Annotated in this window: 17 protein-coding genes; 13 read left to right on the top strand and 4 right to left on the bottom strand. The window is 36.5% G+C overall.

Features of this window, described 5'->3' with window-relative positions; all coding sequences use genetic code 11:
• Positions 1-102: 102 nt before the first annotated feature.
• The 3 genes from FW778_RS05340 (at position 103) to FW778_RS05330 (ending at position 2693) form a co-directional block, all read left to right on the top strand.
• Positions 103-1335: a sensor histidine kinase gene (locus FW778_RS05340; protein WP_235906034.1), complete on the top strand. Its 1233-nt coding sequence runs from the start codon at positions 103-105 to the stop codon at positions 1333-1335.
• Positions 1336-1428: 93 nt separating this feature from the next.
• A complete protein-coding gene (locus FW778_RS05335) occupies positions 1429-2151 on the top strand; it encodes a LytR/AlgR family response regulator transcription factor (protein ID WP_150413568.1) in 723 nt (240 codons plus the stop codon).
• Positions 2152-2207: 56 nt separating this feature from the next.
• Positions 2208-2693, top strand: a complete 486-nt coding sequence (locus FW778_RS05330) for a hypothetical protein (protein WP_150413567.1) — start codon at positions 2208-2210, stop codon at positions 2691-2693.
• A gap of 108 nt (positions 2694-2801) precedes the next feature.
• On the opposite strand, the gene FW778_RS05325 is transcribed toward FW778_RS05330, so the two are convergent.
• On the bottom strand, positions 2802-3560 hold the full coding sequence (locus FW778_RS05325) for a geranylgeranylglyceryl/heptaprenylglyceryl phosphate synthase (RefSeq protein ID WP_150413566.1): 759 nt from the start codon (positions 3558-3560) through the stop codon (positions 2802-2804).
• A 130-nt stretch (positions 3561-3690) separates the two neighbouring features.
• Between FW778_RS05325 and arfB the strand changes: the two genes are divergently transcribed.
• The 3 genes from arfB (at position 3691) to FW778_RS05310 (ending at position 6880) form a co-directional block, all read left to right on the top strand.
• Positions 3691-4095, top strand: coding sequence for an alternative ribosome rescue aminoacyl-tRNA hydrolase ArfB (gene arfB, locus FW778_RS05320; RefSeq protein WP_150413565.1), 405 nt, complete (start codon positions 3691-3693; stop codon positions 4093-4095).
• 175 nt (positions 4096-4270) lie between these two features.
• Positions 4271-5827: a lipopolysaccharide biosynthesis protein gene (locus FW778_RS05315; RefSeq protein ID WP_150413564.1), complete on the top strand. Its 1557-nt coding sequence runs from the start codon at positions 4271-4273 to the stop codon at positions 5825-5827.
• Between the two features lie 15 nt (positions 5828-5842).
• Complete coding sequence (locus FW778_RS05310) at positions 5843-6880, top strand: metallophosphoesterase (RefSeq protein WP_150413563.1); 1038 nt, start codon at positions 5843-5845, stop codon at positions 6878-6880.
• Positions 6881-6888: 8 nt separating this feature from the next.
• Here FW778_RS05310 and FW778_RS05305 read toward each other — a convergent pair whose 3' ends face one another.
• Positions 6889-9306 carry a bifunctional YncE family protein/alkaline phosphatase family protein gene (locus FW778_RS05305; protein WP_150413562.1) on the bottom strand — a complete coding sequence of 806 codons (2418 nt, stop codon included), beginning with the start codon at positions 9304-9306 and terminating at the stop codon, positions 6889-6891.
• A gap of 314 nt (positions 9307-9620) precedes the next feature.
• Here FW778_RS05305 and atpD point away from each other — a divergent pair, with 314 nt between their 5' ends.
• The 3 genes from atpD to FW778_RS05290 all read left to right on the top strand — a co-directional run bounded on the left by atpD (position 9621) and on the right by FW778_RS05290 (position 12299).
• Positions 9621-11126 carry a F0F1 ATP synthase subunit beta gene (gene atpD, locus FW778_RS05300; protein WP_150413561.1) on the top strand — a complete coding sequence of 502 codons (1506 nt, stop codon included), beginning with the start codon at positions 9621-9623 and terminating at the stop codon, positions 11124-11126.
• A gap of 10 nt (positions 11127-11136) precedes the next feature.
• Positions 11137-11388 (top strand): ATP synthase F1 subunit epsilon, encoded by a 252-nt coding sequence (atpC, locus tag FW778_RS05295; RefSeq protein WP_150413560.1) that lies wholly within the window; start codon positions 11137-11139, stop codon positions 11386-11388.
• A gap of 263 nt (positions 11389-11651) precedes the next feature.
• Entirely contained in the window at positions 11652-12299 is a 648-nt protein-coding gene (locus FW778_RS05290; protein ID WP_150413559.1) for a DUF4136 domain-containing protein, read from the top strand.
• A gap of 56 nt (positions 12300-12355) precedes the next feature.
• On the opposite strand, the gene FW778_RS05285 is transcribed toward FW778_RS05290, so the two are convergent.
• Positions 12356-13306: a 1-acyl-sn-glycerol-3-phosphate acyltransferase gene (locus FW778_RS05285; protein WP_202552078.1), complete on the bottom strand. Its 951-nt coding sequence runs from the start codon at positions 13304-13306 to the stop codon at positions 12356-12358.
• 51 nt (positions 13307-13357) lie between these two features.
• Positions 13358-13909, bottom strand: coding sequence for a YqgE/AlgH family protein (locus FW778_RS05280; protein ID WP_150413557.1), 552 nt, complete (start codon positions 13907-13909; stop codon positions 13358-13360).
• Between the two features lie 145 nt (positions 13910-14054).
• Here FW778_RS05280 and FW778_RS05275 point away from each other — a divergent pair, with 145 nt between their 5' ends.
• The 4 genes from FW778_RS05275 to FW778_RS05260 all read left to right on the top strand — a co-directional run bounded on the left by FW778_RS05275 (position 14055) and on the right by FW778_RS05260 (position 17450).
• Positions 14055-15371 (top strand): sensor histidine kinase, encoded by a 1317-nt coding sequence (locus FW778_RS05275; RefSeq protein WP_150413556.1) that lies wholly within the window; start codon positions 14055-14057, stop codon positions 15369-15371.
• A gap of 306 nt (positions 15372-15677) precedes the next feature.
• The gene (gene mraZ, locus FW778_RS05270) at positions 15678-16142 is read left to right on the top strand and encodes a division/cell wall cluster transcriptional repressor MraZ (protein ID WP_150413555.1); all 465 of its coding nucleotides are present in this window, start codon (positions 15678-15680) and stop codon (positions 16140-16142) included.
• Position 16143: 1 nt separating this feature from the next.
• A complete protein-coding gene (gene rsmH / locus FW778_RS05265) occupies positions 16144-17076 on the top strand; it encodes a 16S rRNA (cytosine(1402)-N(4))-methyltransferase RsmH (protein ID WP_150413554.1) in 933 nt (310 codons plus the stop codon).
• A gap of 26 nt (positions 17077-17102) precedes the next feature.
• Positions 17103-17450, top strand: a complete 348-nt coding sequence (locus FW778_RS05260; protein ID WP_150413553.1) for an FtsL-like putative cell division protein — start codon at positions 17103-17105, stop codon at positions 17448-17450.
• The last annotated feature ends 26 nt before the right edge of the window (positions 17451-17476 follow it).

The raw sequence follows: 17476 nt of genomic DNA, 5'->3' as shown, positions 1-17476 counted from the left end.
GAGAACGTTAAATTGAAGGGTTAAAGCCAACCTTTCACCAATCCATTTCACCATTAATAAAAAGGTGTATTTGTGACACTTAATTAGAAATTAAATTTGCTTATGCGTAAAACAACCCTGCGTTATTGGATGTGCCAGGTTTTAGGATGGGGAATATGGCCGGCGTTCACTTTATTCTTTGTTTTTTTCTACGCAAATGATATGTACCTTAAGCCAATTGAAAAAAGAAACATCTTTTTTGCGGTACTGGCAATTGAATTTCTTTGGAATATTTTGGCCACACACACGCTCAGGTATGTATTAAAAAAGCTAAACTGGATTACATTTCCTTCAAACCGGGTTATAGCTTTATTTTTATTGAGCGTTACGCTTACCGGGCTTGTAAGCTTTTATGGGGCAAAATCCACTGCTGTGCTCACGGGCTATTCTCTGGTAGAATACGATAAGCGCGAGGCTTTCAAGGCTGCAGTTTCAAAAGAAAAAGCGTTAAACCTTTCAGGTACTGATTATTATCGCAATACGCAAAAAGAATCTGATGGGTATACGGCTGCACAAAATATAAAGAAAAGTACAGGCTGGTATAGAAACAGCGCGGGAAACTGGCAATATGAAGACCAGGACAAAGGGCGTTTTTGGTGGGATATTATATTAACATTTTTATTTGTGTCCCTATGGCTGCTGCTGTACATGGTGTGGCATTATCTCGTTCGCAACCGTAAGGACGAGATTGACAAAATTAGTCTTGAAAAAACAGTAAAAGAACTGGAACTCAATACCATCAAATCTCACATTAATCCACATTTTATCTTTAATTCTTTAAACAGTATTAGGGCGCTTGTGGATGAAAATCCGCAACGGGCACGAACCGCTATTACGGAGCTCTCCAATATTTTGCGAAGCAGCATGCAGGTAGAAAAAATGGAAACAGTTCCCCTGCATAAAGAACTGGATATAGTGAAAGATTATCTTGCATTGGAACATATGAGGTTTGAGGAAAGATTAAAAATAGAGATGGATATTGATGAAGATACATTGGAGCAACCCGTACCTCCCATGATGTTGCAAACGCTTGTTGAGAATGCCATTAAGCACGGGATTAGCAAAAAAATTAAAGGCGGTGTTGTTCGGGTAACATCCAAATTTACTGATCACCATTTTGAGCTAATTGTACAAAATACCGGGACGCTTAGCGATGAATTTGTTCCTGAAGGCTTTGGGTTAAAAAGTACACGCGACCGGCTGAAATTTTTGTTCCAGGGCAAAGCCGACTTTCAAATTACAAAGATCAATGGCAGCGAAGTGCAGGCCCGGATAGTAATGCCAGTATCTTTTTAATTCTTTTTTTAAAACTAAAACTTCCTTCGAAAGCAAAATCTGTTTACTTTGCTGTTGAGAAAATTTCTTTCAATATTATAAATCTTTAAAACTATGCAAAAAGCAATCATTATTGATGATGAGCGTCTTGCCAGGAATGAGTTAAAAAAATTATTACAGGAATTTCCTGATGTAGAAGTAATAGGTGAAGCAGCTAATGCAAACGAAGGAATTGAAAAAATTGAAAGCCTTAACCCCGACCTGGTATTTCTTGATATACAGATGCCGGGAAAATCGGGTTTTGATATGCTTACGCAAATTGAAAGAGCACCGCATGTAATTTTTGTAACTGCTTATGATGAATACGCTTTAAAGGCATTTGAAGTAAATGCTTTGGATTATTTAATGAAACCCGTGGAGCCCAAAAGACTGGCCGACGCGTTATTAAAAGTGAAGCAAAAAGATGAAGAAGAAATGCTCTCGTACAATAACCGCGGCATGTTGCATGAGAACGACCAGGTATTTGTAAAAGATGGCGAGCGTTGTTGGTTTGTGAGGCTATCGGATGTAAGACTTTTCGAAAGCGTGGGCAATTATGCAAAAGTTTTCTTTGGAAATAATAAACCCCTTATTTTGAAATCTCTAAACGCTTTGGAGGAGCGGCTCGATGATAAAGTATTTTTCAGGGCCAATAGAAAGCATATTATTAATTTAAGGATGATTGACAAAATTGAACCCTATTTTAATGGGGGTCTTTTGCTCGATTTAGTGGGTGGTGAAAAAATTGAAGTGAGCAGGAGGCAGGCGGTGAAGTTTAAAGAGATGATGAGTTTATAGACTGCTCGAAGTTTTGGATTTTTTTTCAAAGAAAGATTACAGGAAAATTATTTATCATGAAACCATACTCCCTGTTTTTTACTGTTTTCTTATTCATATCCTGTTCTCACGCTTCAACTAAAAAAGATGAAGCCATTTCAAATAATGACAGCCTCAATACAATAATGGAAAAATATGCCCCAGGTCTTGGTGAAATCATGGGTGGTATCCAGATGCATCACGCAAAACTGTGGTATGCCGGAATTAATGACAACTGGAAACTTGCACAATATGAAATTGATGAACTTAAGGAAAGATTTGAGCAGGCAAGAATGGTAGAAACCAGCAGACCCGAAGTTAAAATGATCCCCATGATGTATCCTGCAATTGATAGTATTAACGCTGCCATCGGCCATAAAAATTTAATTCAATTCAAATCAGGATTTCAACTCTTAACGGCCTCCTGCAATAGCTGCCATAGCGCCAATAATTTTGAATTTAATATTATTACTATACCGACTGCGCCGCCGGTAAGTAACCAGGATTTTAAAGTGCGCAGATGATTTGGCCGTTTTCAGAGTTGTTTCAGGACGATCGCCTGGCCTTCTGGGGCATCATCAAACTCTTTCTTATAATGGTTGTGGAAAGTTTAGAACGTTTAGAGAGTTTTCTCAAACTTTTACGGGTACTGAATGGACAGCGGAAGAAATTTCCATAATAAGATTTTCATCCTTTTCAATTGCATTGCCCACTACAATTACGTCGGCACCGGCTTTACAATTAAGGTAAGCTTTTTCAGGGTCAGTAATGCCGCCGCCAATTATTAAGGGAACAGAAATACATCCGGAGACTTGTTCTATCATACTTTCCGTAATAGCTCTTTTTGCGCCGCTGCCTGCATCCATATAAATTAATTTCATGCCCAGCATTTCTCCCGCCATTGCAGTACACATGGCTATTTCATTTTTGTCAGCAGGGAGCGGGCTTGCATTAGATATATAAGAAACGGTAGTAGGAGCACCACCATCAATTACCATATAACCGGTGCTCATTATTTCCAGTCCGCTTTGCTTTATTACAGGGGCGCTTATAACATGCTGGCCTATCAATAAATCTGCATTGCGGCCGCTTATTAGTGAAAGATATAGTAAAGCATCTGCTTTTTTTGAAACCTGGTTAGGGCTGCCTGGGAAAAGTATTACGGGAATAGAGGAATGTTGCTTTATAAGCCCAATACATTCATCAATATAATTAGATACTACAAGGCTTCCGCCCACCAAAAAATAATCAATACCCGCAGCTTTACCCAACCCGATTAACTGGTGCATCTTTTCATTATCTACCTTGTCGGGATCAATTAAAACTGCAAACGATTTTTTGCCTGAATTTTTTCTTTCACAAAGGGAGCTGTATATACCTTTTAACTTCATTTACGGACGGTTAAGTGCAAAAATGTCAAATTTTTTGTTCTTATAAAAATTAACGTTTAACAAATTACGTATTAATTCTTTGTAACGTTCAGATAGAGGCTGCCTTCTTTTAAATTTTGTAATTTTAAGCATGGTAAATGTTTTAAAAGAAATAGCATTTAAAACGGCCCGTAGCGGGGGAAAAGGCGGCCAAAATGTAAATAAAGTGGAAACGATGGTAGAAGGATGGTTTCATATTAATTCATCTGCTATTTTAAATGAGGAACAAAAAACTTTAATTCTCGAAAAGCTTGCCAATAAAATAACAGGAGGCGGTTATTTATTGGTAAAAAGCAGCACCGACAGGTCGCAGTTGGGCAATAAAGAAAATGTGATAAAGAAAATAAACAGTTTAATAAACAAGGCCCTTGTTAAAAGAAAAGTTAGAAAACCAACCAAGCCTACAAAAGCGTCCAAAGCGACCAGAATTAAAATAAAAAAGGGAAAAGGCATTATTAAAGAAGGGCGAAGAAAAGTTAAGAATTATGATGAGTAAATTTCAAAACATTAGTGGCAATTGATGCTTTTATGCTTGCAGACGCCGGTATCATTCACCAGGGAATATTTTCATTCAAATACTTCATTCAAAGATTTTCACAACCTTAATGTCCGATCTTCTCTATCGTTAAAGATTATACCATTAAATTTGACCATTTTAAACATAAGAATTTTTGAGCAGCATTAAAAAATTAGCGGGACAAACAGTTTGGTATGGCGTAAGTTCTATTGCAGCAAGGTTTTTATTTTACCTGCTAACTCCTTATTTCACTTACAAGCTTTCGAGTACAGGTTATGGTGATATGAGCATCCTGTATGCCGCTATTCCTTTTTTGAATGTGATTTTTACCTATGGAATAGAAACCACTTATTTCCGTTTTGCATCGAAAGAAGATTATAAAAAAGATATTTACAGTACCGCTACTATCTCCATTTTATGCAGTACGATTTTGCTAACATCCATTTTAATTTTATCCCGTGCTTCGTTTGCACATTTATTAAGATTAGATAATCACCCGGAATTTATTACTTATTCGGCTTTAATAATTGGGCTTGACACGCTAACCACGCTTCCATTTGCAAAGTTGCGGCTTGATCAAAGACCACGCAAATATGCATTGATAAGAGTTTCAACAATTATTCTGCAGATACTGATCACCTATTTTTTGATATCGGTTTGCCCCAGCGTAGCCAAAGCAAATCCGTATGGATTTATCGCTACTTTTTATAAGAAAGGTTATGGTGTTGGATATGTGATTATTGCCAATTTATGTGCATCATTTTTCGCCCTGGTACTCTTACATAAAGAGTTTTTCGCCTTTGAATTTAAATTCAATAAAAAGGTTTGGTCAACAATGATGGTTTATTCTTTGCCCTTGCTTATCGTGGGTTTTGGAGGGATGATCAATGAGACTTTTGACAGAATAATGCTTACATGGCTTGCGCCTGTTGATAACATAACTGCCGCTAAAGACCAGGTGGCTATTTACTCCGCCTGTTACAAGCTATCCATCTTAATCACTCTTTTCATACAAGCTTTCCGAATGGGTGCAGAGCCTTTTTTCTTTAAACAGGCCGAAGGCCAAAACCCGCAAAAGGTGTATGCAAGGGTGATGAAATTTTTTGTTATTACCATTACCATTATGTTTCTTGTAGTAGCCATGTATCTTGATATCTGGAAGTATTTTTTAACCAAGGAGCCGGGTAAGTTAAACATCTACTGGACGGGGCTTAAAGTGGTGCCTATCCTGCTCCTGGCTAATATGTTTCTTGGAATTTATTATAACTTATCAATTTGGTATAAGCTTACGCATAAAACTATAATAGGTGCCTATATTACGCTCATTGGTGCGGGTATTACACTCATCATAAATTACATCTTTATTCCTTACTTCAGTTATATGGCTTGTGCCTGGGCCACTTTCTTTTGCTATGGAAGTATGATGGTAATTTCTTTTTTGTGGGGGCAAAAACAATATCGTATTCCCTATGCATGGAAAAAACTCTGTGCTTATATTTTGATAGTTGTGCTTCTGTTTTTTATTCACGAAGCATTTACTTATTTCTTTAAAGGAAGCTTTATTAATCTTGCATCAGCAACTATACTCTTACTACTTTATTTGTGGTTTGTAATGACTGTTGAAATAAAAGAATTACAAAGGATACCCTTTTTAAAAAAGTTTTTACCAGGTAATTATAAGATAAAAACTGGGGCTGAAATTGAATATTAATTTTCAATTTTTAAGTTGAAACAATTTCTACAAAAAATATTGCGTCCGCTATTAACTAGGCTTGCTTCAAATGCATCAGCACCAGATAAAAAAGATGTTTTTAAATCTTTAAGCAAACTGCTAATCGATTTAAATAAAAAGAAAAGCAAGCGCGGACTTATCCTAAATGTGGATTTCAATAAGGATAAATTTATCATCTTTAGCGATCATCATAAAGGCAATAAAGATGATGGAGATGATTTTGCATCAAATGAAAAAAATTATTTAGCGGCGCTTGATTATTATTATAACAACGAGTTTAATTATATAAATCTTGGAGACAGCGAAGAATTATGGAAGTATAAACCCGCAGAGGTTATTTCAGAAAATAGTACGCCATTAAAATCCGAAGCACGGTTTCATGAGCAAAATAAATATTTTAAAACTTTTGGCAACCACGATCTTACCTGGGAAAATAAAATTGATGTTGACATTTGGTTTAAAGGAATATTTATGCTGCCGCTCCCGGTTTTTGAAGGGTTGATTTTAAAGACAAAAGTTGAAGATAAATTTTTATCAATCTTTGTTACGCATGGGCACCAGGGTGATAAAATGAGTGATAATAATGGTTTAAGTACCTGGTTGGTAAGCCACATCTGGCGGCTATTGCAAAGGTACCTTGATATAAATGTAAATACACCGGCAAAAGATTACATCTTAAGAGACAGGCATAACATCATAATGTATGAATGGAGCAGCAGTAAAAAAGATTTATTGTTGGTGACCGGGCATACTCATAAACCGGTTTTTGCTTCCGGATTGTACTCCAATCATCCAAGCAACAGGATTTATAATGAGGAGGTAACGGCTAACGTTACCCGAAATAAAATGACACCTTCTTATTTTAATAGCGGTTGTTGTTGCTATAATGATGATGATATTACAGGTATTGAAATCGCCAATGGCAAAATTGCTCTTATTAAATGGCATTGGGTTAATAACGCATCGGAAAGAGTTGTGCTGGAAGAAGCAGAACTGAAAAACATTATTAGCGATTTATATCACTATCATTAATCATCTTTTCAATCATTATCATTCGTGTTTATAAAGGCAGCTCTCTTTGGAGAAGGTACGGGGCTATTCATTCCTTTAATTCCTTTCCATAACACTTCATTAAAGTCAACCTCATTAACTTCATCTTCTTTTGAAAAATTAAACGCAGCAGTTTTTTCAGTAAGCTTATTGGTTGCCATGTATATTTGGTTGATGTCAGTTTGTGGTGGTACATGGTCAAAAGTGCTGAGATCAGGAGTTGCTGTAAAGCTAAGCCACAAAGGAGTTGCCGCTGCATCATACTGACTCATTGGTGGTAATCCTAGTACTAATTCAATAGTTCTTAATAAGCTTGTTGTAGTGTAAGGAGTATGGTCAACATAGTGCCTCTTCACATAAGGGCTCACAACATAAGCAGTGCTCCTGTGAGCATCCACGTGATCGGGTCCGTCCTGTGCATCATCTTCAGTAATTATTACAAGGCTTTCTTTCCAAACAGGACTTTTGCTAAGGTAATCGATAAACATGCCAACTGCAAGATCGTTGTCCGCAACATGCGCTAAAGGCGTTGGCCTTCCTTTTCTTAAACCTTCTGTGTGATCGCAAATAAGCCGTAATGTGTTGAGCCGAGGTAAAGCGTTTACGCTTACCAGTGAGTCGAAATCTTTTTTCCATTGGCCAACCCTGGTGGTATCTCTCACGTTCAAATCCCAACTTGTAAAATACGGGCAAAAATGATCTTTTAAAATAGGAATGTTCGGTTTATAGTCATCCGCAAATTCTCCGTAAGTGCGGTAGCTTATGCCTGCACGCTTACAATAATTCCAGATAAATCCGTTTTTATTGTTAGCGATTTCCCTTGTTCCTTCAGCATCATACGTACCACCCCGTCCACCATAGCTTGTTACCCAGTTTTTTTCCAGGTAATCATTTGCATAACCACCGAGACTCCAGTTATGCCCATCTGCACTCACTTCCGCATCTATATAATAATTATCAAGTAATACGAAATCATTTACCAGCTTATGTTGATTGGGTGTAACTTTTTCACCAAATAAAACAAGGCTTGAATCGCCATTACCTTCTTTTATGTCTCCCAATACCTGGTCGTAGGTACGGTTTTCTTTTATGATGTAAAATACATATTTAATAGGCGATGGTTCGCCAACTTTTTCGGGAATTGGATTTCCTTTTTCGCCCACGGAAACTGTTTCTTTTTCTTTTGTGTAAGGCGTATTATCGTATACCTGCCTGGAATATTCTCCTAACTGTTTTGAGGTGGGAACATCAATGATGCTCATAGTTCCAATAAACAGGCCACCAATATATTGAACGGTTTTTATTTTGGAAGTATCACCTTTTCTAAATGTAATGGTTTCCTTCTTCTTATAAGGATTGGGACCTTCAGGGTTAGCGAAAGACGAAAAGCCCTTACCGTTAGTTACGTAAATTTTGTTACCAATTGCTTTTACACAAGTCGGGTACCAGCCTGTAGGAATAAATCCTTCGGACTTACTCTCACCTGGTTCACTTACATCAAAAACGGCAAGACAATTATTATCTGCATTGGCGATGTATAAAGTTTTTTCATCAGGGCTTAAAGCAAGACCGTTAGTTGTGGAACCTTGTGGTGCATTTGGGTACAAAGAAGTAGTTAAAGTCTCTATTACTTTTTTTGTAGTCAAATCAATTATTGAAACAGAATTATCGTTAGCATTGGCAACGAAAATAAACTTCCCATTTTTAGTTAAGCAAATATCATTCGGGTGACTACCCGTTGCTATAGATCCCGTAAATGTTTTACTCGCCGTATTAAATACATATAATTTATCGCAACCCCAGCAAGTGATATACAATTCTTTTTTGTCAGGGGATAACAAGCAGGTGTAGGCTTCTCCATCAAGTTTATATTGGCCTTTTATTTTTTTTGTCCGGAGATCAATAATGTATAATGAGTTATTGTCTTTTGTAACCACATACAAAAGATTTTGTTTGTCATCTATATCAATTCCTGCGGGTGAAATTTTATTGGGCCATTTATTACCAAGTTTTAAAGAATCTTTCAAAAGAAGCTTATTATTTCTGATGGCGTATTTCAAAATCCAGTTATCGTTTCCACCGGAAGCATACAGAAATTTTTCATCGGCACTAAACTTTAGTCCTAGCCAGCATTCTTTTACAACGATATTATCCAATATTTTTCCTGTAGGAACATCAATCAGTTGAATGCTTTGTGTGCTTTGTCCGTTGTTGGTAACGGCCATTAATTTTTTTGAATTACTTACGGCTATATTAAGAGGGAGGTCACCTAATAAAAAGCCCTGTCCCGCAGGAGACAGGCTCCATCCATTTGGCAATGTAATTTTAGATTCTGTTTGTGTTTTTTGAGCAGAAGCAATTAAGCCGAAAAAAATAAAATAAAAAAGTAAGAAGGCAATATTTCTCATGTTGATTCAGATTTTCAAAACTCGAATTTACAATGTTTATCGTGGATGAATGTTATGTTTTAATTATCAATTAGGCGTGTTACATTTTTCTTAGTTGCAATCATCTTAACAAAATCACATCAGGTTCAAAATTATGGGAGGAGAAGAGAATCGTTGCAAAAAGCAGAACACTGTGGGCTCAAAAAACCTACAAGATAGACGAAGAAGAAATAAGGAGAATTAACCTCAAATATTGTTATAACATTATTTGCTTTTTGACTGTATCTCCTTACCTTTGCCGCCAAATTGAAACAGGACTTAATTAATAAGCATTTATGGCAAATATTGGAAAGATAAAACAGATAATCGGAGCCGTTGTGGACGTGCATTTTGCTAATAACAGCAAACTTCCCGAAATTTTTCATGCATTGGAAATTACAAAACCAAATGGTGATAAACTTATTTTGGAAGTACAGCAGCATTTAGGAGAAGACAGCGTGCGTTGCATAGCAATGGACGGAACCGAAGGACTGAAAAGAGGCATTGAAGCTGTGGATTTAGGCTCGCCAATATTAATGCCTATCGGTGATGAAATAAATGGCCGCCTGTTTAACGTAACTGGCGACGCTATTGATGGCTTACCACAGGTAAGTAAAGTGAATGGACGCCCGATTCACAATAAACCGCCACTATTTGAAAATTTAAGTACCGCTTCTGAAATTTTATTCACTGGAATTAAAGTTATTGACCTTATTGAGCCTTACGCAAAGGGAGGAAAGATTGGTCTGTTTGGAGGTGCCGGTGTGGGTAAAACGGTATTGATACAGGAACTAATTAATAATATTGCAAAAGCATATAGTGGCCTTTCAGTATTTGCAGGAGTAGGCGAGAGAACCCGTGAAGGAAATGATTTAATGCGTGAAATGATTGAGGCTGGGATTATGAAATATGGTGATAAATTTATCCATAGTATGGAAGAAGGCGGCTGGGATCTTGATTCAGTAAATATGGAAGAATTGAAAGAATCGAAAGCAACCTTCGTGTTTGGACAGATGAATGAGCCGCCCGGTGCAAGAGCAAGGGTTGCATTAAGCGGACTTACTGTTGCTGAATATTTCCGTGATGGTGACGGTACAGGCAAAGGAAAAGATATTTTATTTTTCGTTGATAATATATTCCGTTTTACCCAGGCTGGCTCCGAAGTTTCTGCCTTATTGGGAAGGATGCCAAGTGCGGTAGGTTACCAGCCAACGTTGGCAACGGAAATGGGACTGATGCAGGAGAGAATTACCTCAACACGTAATGGTTCTATTACCTCAGTTCAGGCGGTTTATGTTCCTGCTGATGATTTAACGGATCCTGCGCCTGCAACAACTTTTGCCCACCTGGATGCAACAACAGTATTGAGCAGGAAAATTGCCGATTTAGGAATTTACCCGGCAGTAGATCCCCTGGATTCAACTTCAAGAATTTTGACGCCGGCTATTGTGGGCGATGAACATTATAATTGCGCAAACAGGGTTAAACTTACTTTGCAGCGGTATAAAGAATTGCAGGATATTATTGCTATTCTCGGTTTGGATGAATTGAGTGATGAAGATAAACTAACAGTAAGCCGTGCACGAAGAGTTCAGCGTTTCCTTTCTCAACCATTTCATGTTGCAGAACAATTTACAGGTCTTAAAGGTGTGCTGGTTTCAATAGAAGATACCATCCGCGGTTTTAATGCTATAATGGATGGAGAAGTTGATGAATATCCTGAAGCTGCGTTTAACCTGGTAGGTAACCTGGAAGACGCTATTGCAAAAGGTAAAAAAATGATGGAAGCAGCCAGCGCTTAATTACATAATTATGAATTTAGAAATCTTAACACCCGAAAGAAAAATTTTTAGCGGAGATGTTTATGGTGTTCAGCTTCCGGGGATCGATGGAATGTTTGAGGTACTCGAAAAGCATGCCCCAATAGTAAGCGCATTAAAAGCGGGTAAACTTAAAATCTTAAAAGATAAAAATTCCAATACATTTTATGCCATTCAAAGTGGATTTGTGGAAGTGTTGAATAACCGGGCTACCGTGTTGGTTGAAGGGGCAAAAGAGGCCTGAGGCCTAAACTAAAAAAAATTTTTTGAACTCTGTATTTGCTGCAGGGTTTTTTTGTGTATGTAATTCTACATTTCATTTAAGATTTTATTTTAATTGCTGCTTACTACAATTACACGCTTCTCAATTTTCAGGTTTAGGCTAATTAATATCTATCTCTTCCGGGTTTTTTAAGAAAACTTAAACTTTTTATTATAAAAGCGGCATAATAATCTCTTATGTATCCCCGCAGGTAGAAATTAAATCTTAACCCTAAAAAATAATTTATGAAAATTACACTCTTAAAAATTTCTATTGCAGCTATTCTGGTTTCTGGCATAACTATAATTGGCTGTAAAAAAGAAACTACCGTTCAAACACCTACTACCACATTAGACTCTTCAAAGGTTACTACGCAATACAATTCATCTCTTGACCTTTCGAATTATTCCACTATTGCGGTTTCTGATTCAGTGCTGGGAGTATCAGGTACAAATGATACTGCAGAACTTACAAGCACCGAGGCCATTTATGTTCAGGCTTTTAAAGATAGTCTCGCTGCAAGAGGCTTTACCGTGGTTCCGCTAAGTTCTCATCCTGACCTGGTATTAAATATTTCCAGGATTTCGGCTACTTCCAATGGAAATATTGATAGTACCAATTATTGGAACAGCTACGCGACTTTCTATAACCCATCTTTATATGGATTTGCAAATGCAACTTACAGCAATAGCTTTACAACCAATAACCAGGTGAGCACAGGCGTTCTTAGTTTTGAATTGCTTGACCTGAAAAACGTATCCATGTTAAATCGGATTTCTATTATCTGGAATGGACAGGTATCAGGAAGTGCAACTTACCAGAACGGATCATTAGTAAAGCAAGTTGTTGGCATTTTATTAGAAAAATCACCATTACATCATACAACACCTTAATTGTTTTTTTTGTACCTGCAAAAATTAGCCCTCATTTTTCTGAGGGTTTTTTTATTTTAAAATCTCCTAAAATGCAACAAAGCCAAAACCGAAAGGGGCATTAATATCAATAAAAGAAATGCTATTGAATGGTGCATTGTAAAGAAGGCTAAGAGTGTAATAAGTAAAATATAAAATGGGTAAATAAAAAAAAGCAGCCCGGTCATGATGGAATCATAGTGATCATTCGCTTTATTTTTTATTGATAAATGAATGGCAAAATATAATGGAGCATGAAAAATAAATCCTATTAAAGAAGGTATAAAAAGCAATATTCTTGTTATTAATGACTGATCGATGTAAAAATATTTTTTTACTTTTTCTTTATCATTTTTATCAATTTCAAAAACCAGGTTTTGAAGTTGTTCTTTCAAAATCTCATTAAACTGATTGATGGCTAAGCCATCGGAAAAATCTGGATTGATTTGTTTTTTTGTTATGATGTTTCCAAAGTTTATAAACATCGTTTTGCCAAATTTTCTGAAGCTGCTGTAGTTAATTCCCAATGGTAAAACCTCGAGTGGCACGCCCTGCTGCCATGCAGCTAAAGCAAGCCTTGCTGTTCCTTTTTTAAGCGGTCGAAGATGCCATTCGTTAATACATCTGCCTTCACTAAAAATTAAAACAATGCCGTTGTTTTTAAATATATGATGGCATGCATTGAATGTTGTATAATTATTTTCCAGGTTTTCAACTCCTTCACTCACCCGGTAAACAGGAAGCATATAGAATGATGTAAGAATCCTGGTAATTATTTTTCCTGCAAAAGCATCTCCCCGCGCCAAAGAATAAACAGGATTTCTAAACAACGACGCCAATATGATAGCATCTAAAAATGAATTCGGATGGTTTGCTGCTATAAGTAATGGCCCCTCCCTTCGTAAAAGGCTTTTATTATTGATTATAATTTTGCGGCAAATAAAACGTATAAAAAGCCTTGCAGGAAACAATAAGATTTTATAAAGCAAATCAGTTTTATTAAAAATTAAATTTCTCTCAATTCGTTTAATCCCCGCTGATTAATTTAACTGCGGATCAATAGGAAAGTTGACCATTACTTCGTAATCACCTCCCAGGTGTTTTACAGAATGTTTCCAGACATCTTCCGGCCTGGTATCAAAAATTAATTTTCGTGTAGCCTGTACAGTTAGCCAACTTTTTTCTTTCAATTCAGCATCCAGTTGTCCCTGGCTCCAGCCGCTGTAGCCAATAAAAAAGCGTATACGATCCTTGCTTATATCATTATTCTTAAGATTAGCCAGCAGGCTTTCATAATTGCCTCCCCAAAAAACGTTTTCCATAACCTCTTCACCGCCGCTTATCAATTCAGGATACTGGTGCAAAAAATGTAACGCGTCTTTTTGAACAGGGCCTCCCTGATATACCGGAAAATCATTAAGGTTTAAATCGGGGATGAGTTGTTCAAGAGGTTTAGGGAATTTTTTATTCAGGGCAAATCCAAAACTCCCTTCATCAGTATGTTCGCAAAGGAAAATAACTGCACGGCTAAAATTAGGATCCTTCAAAAAAGGATTTGCGATTAATAAAGTGCCCTTCGAAGGATAAATCATAATTCTAAATTATATTTAATTGTTGAATAAATATTTTACCAATATCCTTTTTATTTAAAATTATAAAAGATAAGGGTTAGTTAAAATTTTAGGCCATACACTTTCTATTGCATTTTCGCAGTTGTGAAGTTTAAATTTGCTGTATATGAAGAGAATTTTCCCTATCATCACTATACTCATTTTTTTGTCTTTGTTGGGTCTTATTTATTTTCAGTATGTGTGGATCCAGCAGGCACTTGAGGATAAGGCTCAACAGTTTGAAAACAGCATGAATCGAGTGACAGCAACTGCAGCTACAGATTTAGCAGAGGATAAAGGAAACTTATCACCTTTTGACAATCGAAAAAATGCAGATATACTTTTTCCTTTAAACGCATTTCCGTCTACGATTGTCCATAGATTTACAAAGGAAGAAATACGTACTAAGATTACAAGGGCATTTGAAAAAAATAATATAAAAAATGTCGATTTTGAATTTGCAATCACAAACATGTCATTGATTGGCGATGACCTTCAATCAAAAAAATATGCCGAGGCTTACCTCGATACTGTGCACAATCTTAATTTCGTATCGCCAATTCTATCCCCTGGCGGAAGTTTCGCTGAAGGCCTTGCACCGCAGGAATTACTTGTAATTGTGGTACCGAATGTAAACAAGATTATCTGGAAACAAATGTTCTGGATGATAGTGGGAGCACTGGTGTTTACTTGTATCATTTTTGCAGCCTTCTTTATTACCTTAAGGGCATTGTTTAACCAAAAGAAACTAAGCGAAATAAAGTCTGACTTCATCAATAACATGACTCATGAATTTAAAACTCCACTGGCCACTATTTCGCTTGCCGTTGATGCGCTCAAGAATGAAAAAGTAATTAATGACAGAACGAAAATGGATTATTTTTCAGGCATTATTAAAGATGAAAATAAAAGGATGAATAAACAGGTAGAGACCATATTACAAGCGGCTTTACTTGATAAGCAGGAAATTCAACTTAATGAGAAGCCGATTCGTGCGCATGATTTAATTCACGCGGCCATAAATAATATCCAGCTTCCCTTAGCTGAAAAAAAAGGCAAACTGGAGACTCATTTAAATGCAACCAATGATTTAATTATGGCCGATGAAGTCCACATAATAAATATTATAAATAACCTGCTTGATAATGCAATAAAATATTCCAAAGACAACCTGTTGATTAAGTTATCCACTCAAAACTTAAATAATCATATTCGAATTAAGATTGAAGACAATGGGATTGGAATGAATAAAGAAACTCTTAATAGAATTTTTGAAAAATTCTACCGGGCCCATACCGGTAACATTCATAATGTAAAAGGGTTTGGCCTCGGACTTAGTTATGTAAAATCGATTGTAGATGCACACAAAGGAAAAATAAAAGCCGAAAGTGCGATAGGCAAAGGCAGTTGCTTCACGATAGACTTTATGGTTTTAAAACAATAGCAGGTTTCTTAACATTCTCGCTTAATTTTCTCAATAACCTCTCCAATCAGTAATTTCTCCTCAGGAAATAAGTGAGGTAATTTCTTAAATGCCATTTTGGCCTTATATCCGGTGACATTATCCATATTTTTTCCACATTCAATTCACAGGTTCTGCACATGTGCTTTTAAGAAAAATGCTCTAAGACTCCCTGTACAAAGTCCTTATAAGGTGGTGTATAAAAAAGATTTGTTTAAAAATGTTGTGTAAGTGGGAAAAAGTGTTATTTTGTGGTAATTTAAATTTTACAAATCTAATTCGTTCATAATGACAGGCTTTATTGGTGAATACGAAGCTACGTTAGATGCGAAAGGTCGTTTTCTGCTGCCTTCAGGCATTAAGAAACAGTTGCCGGAAAGCGGTAGTGAACCTTTCGTTCTGAACAGGGGATTTGAGAAATGCCTGAGTTTATACACATCCAAAAGCTGGAAACCCTTATTTTCTGATTTAAGCAACCTGAATGATTTTGATCCCAAAGTAAGGCAATTCAAGCGGTATTTTTTAAACGGCGCCACCCAGGTTGAACTTGATAATGCAGGCCGCCTTTTATTGCCAAAAAACCTTATGGACTATGCGGGGCTTGAGAAAGATATTGTGCTGGTTTCGGCAATTGATAAAATTGAGATTTGGGATAAAATAAAATATCAGCAGTTCTTTGAAACTTTTTCACCAGAGGCATTTAGTGATTTGGCAAAAGAAGTTATGGCGGGAGATAAAATTATAAAATCATAAAATGCAAAAGGGCATATACCATGTGCCGGTTTTGATGCAAGAAGTAATCAATGGTTTGCAAATTGATCCTTCCGGAATTTATGTGGATTGTACTTTTGGCGGTGGTGGTCATGCGTCGGCTATACTTAAGCATTTAAACAGCAGTGGAAGATTGATTGCTTTTGACCAGGATGCAGACGCAGTTAAAAACCTTCCCGATGATGACAGAGTAATTTTCATACCCCATAACTTCAGGCATCTTCAACGCTTTCTCCGCCTTCATAAAATTTCAAAAGTAAATGGAGTCCTGGCCGATCTTGGTGTTTCAAGTCACCAGTTTAATGTAGGCGAAAGAGGATTTTCTACACGCTTTAATGGGGCTTTGGATATGCGGATGAATCAATCAGAAAAACTAGATGCGGCCTACGTCATTCAAAATTATAGTGAAGAGAGATTGCATAAAATTTTTGAACAATATGGAGAAGTAACTAATGCAAAAACGCTTGCAAAGTTGATTGTTCAATTACGAAAAACGCAATCACTTAAAACTATAAATGAATTTAAAAATGCACTTTATCCTGTCGTAAAAGGAAATCCTGAAAAATACTTTGCACAGGTGTTCCAGGCATTGCGGATAGAGGTAAATGATGAGTTTGGTGCGTTGAAAGAAATGTTGCTGCAAGCACCCGATGTACTTGTGCCAGGAGGGAGAATTGCAGTAATTACTTTTCATTCATTAGAAGACAGGCTTGTAAAAAATTTTTTTAAGAATGGAAATTTTGATGAAATACAGGAAAATGATTTGTATGGAACATTGTCAAAAAATGAGTTAAAAGTAATAACAAAAAAACCAATTACACCTTCACAGGAAGAATTGAAAAATAACCCAAGGTCTAGAAGTTCCAAATTGCGTATTGCTGAAAAAATAAAAGTTTCGAACAACATTTCTAAGTAAAAAAATACATTAGATAAATCTGAAAAATGACTGAAGAGAAAGATAACGATAATAAAAAGAAATCTTTCACGAAAAGAAACCGGAAAAGATTATTGTATAACGCATGGCTTGTGAAGAACATTCCATTTTATCTTTTTGCCTCGGCTCTTGCCATAATCTACATCGCTAACGGTCATTACGCTGATAAAATTGTAAGGAAAATAAATTCCACTGCGAAAAACTTAAAGGAAAAAGAATACGAATTTAAAACAGTAAAACGCGATGTGATATTCAGAAGTAAAGAGAGCGAATTGGCTAAAGCCGTTGAACCATTGGGCTTGAAAGAATTATTAGTGCCGCCGGTAAAGCTCATTGATACTTTAGAAAGTAAATAATTAGAAACTGAATTAGAAACTAAAAT

Source organism: Ginsengibacter hankyongi (assembly GCF_008710285.1).
GTDB lineage: Bacteria > Bacteroidota > Bacteroidia > Chitinophagales > Chitinophagaceae > Ginsengibacter > Ginsengibacter hankyongi.
The sequence above is the reverse complement of the archived record's forward strand: the minus strand, read 5'-3'. Positions and strand labels throughout refer to the sequence as shown.

Excerpts from the sequence above, each read along its gene's own strand:
- FW778_RS05340 (WP_235906034.1), top strand. The coding sequence starts at position 103 with ATGCGTAAAACAACCCTGCGTTATTGGATGTGCCAGGTTTTAGGATGG.
- FW778_RS05335 (WP_150413568.1), top strand. The coding sequence starts at position 1,429 with ATGCAAAAAGCAATCATTATTGATGATGAGCGTCTTGCCAGGAATGAG.
- FW778_RS05330 (WP_150413567.1), top strand. The coding sequence starts at position 2,208 with ATGAAACCATACTCCCTGTTTTTTACTGTTTTCTTATTCATATCCTGT.
- FW778_RS05325 (WP_150413566.1), bottom strand. The coding sequence starts at position 3,560 with ATGAAGTTAAAAGGTATATACAGCTCCCTTTGTGAAAGAAAAAATTCA.
- arfB (WP_150413565.1), top strand. The coding sequence starts at position 3,691 with ATGGTAAATGTTTTAAAAGAAATAGCATTTAAAACGGCCCGTAGCGGG.
- FW778_RS05305 (WP_150413562.1), bottom strand. The coding sequence starts at position 9,306 with ATGAGAAATATTGCCTTCTTACTTTTTTATTTTATTTTTTTCGGCTTA.
- atpD (WP_150413561.1), top strand. The coding sequence starts at position 9,621 with ATGGCAAATATTGGAAAGATAAAACAGATAATCGGAGCCGTTGTGGAC.
- atpC (WP_150413560.1), top strand. The coding sequence starts at position 11,137 with ATGAATTTAGAAATCTTAACACCCGAAAGAAAAATTTTTAGCGGAGAT.
- FW778_RS05290 (WP_150413559.1), top strand. The coding sequence starts at position 11,652 with ATGAAAATTACACTCTTAAAAATTTCTATTGCAGCTATTCTGGTTTCT.
- FW778_RS05280 (WP_150413557.1), bottom strand. The coding sequence starts at position 13,909 with ATGATTTATCCTTCGAAGGGCACTTTATTAATCGCAAATCCTTTTTTG.
- FW778_RS05275 (WP_150413556.1), top strand. The coding sequence starts at position 14,055 with ATGAAGAGAATTTTCCCTATCATCACTATACTCATTTTTTTGTCTTTG.
- mraZ (WP_150413555.1), top strand. The coding sequence starts at position 15,678 with ATGACAGGCTTTATTGGTGAATACGAAGCTACGTTAGATGCGAAAGGT.
- rsmH (WP_150413554.1), top strand. The coding sequence starts at position 16,144 with ATGCAAAAGGGCATATACCATGTGCCGGTTTTGATGCAAGAAGTAATC.
- FW778_RS05260 (WP_150413553.1), top strand. The coding sequence starts at position 17,103 with ATGACTGAAGAGAAAGATAACGATAATAAAAAGAAATCTTTCACGAAA.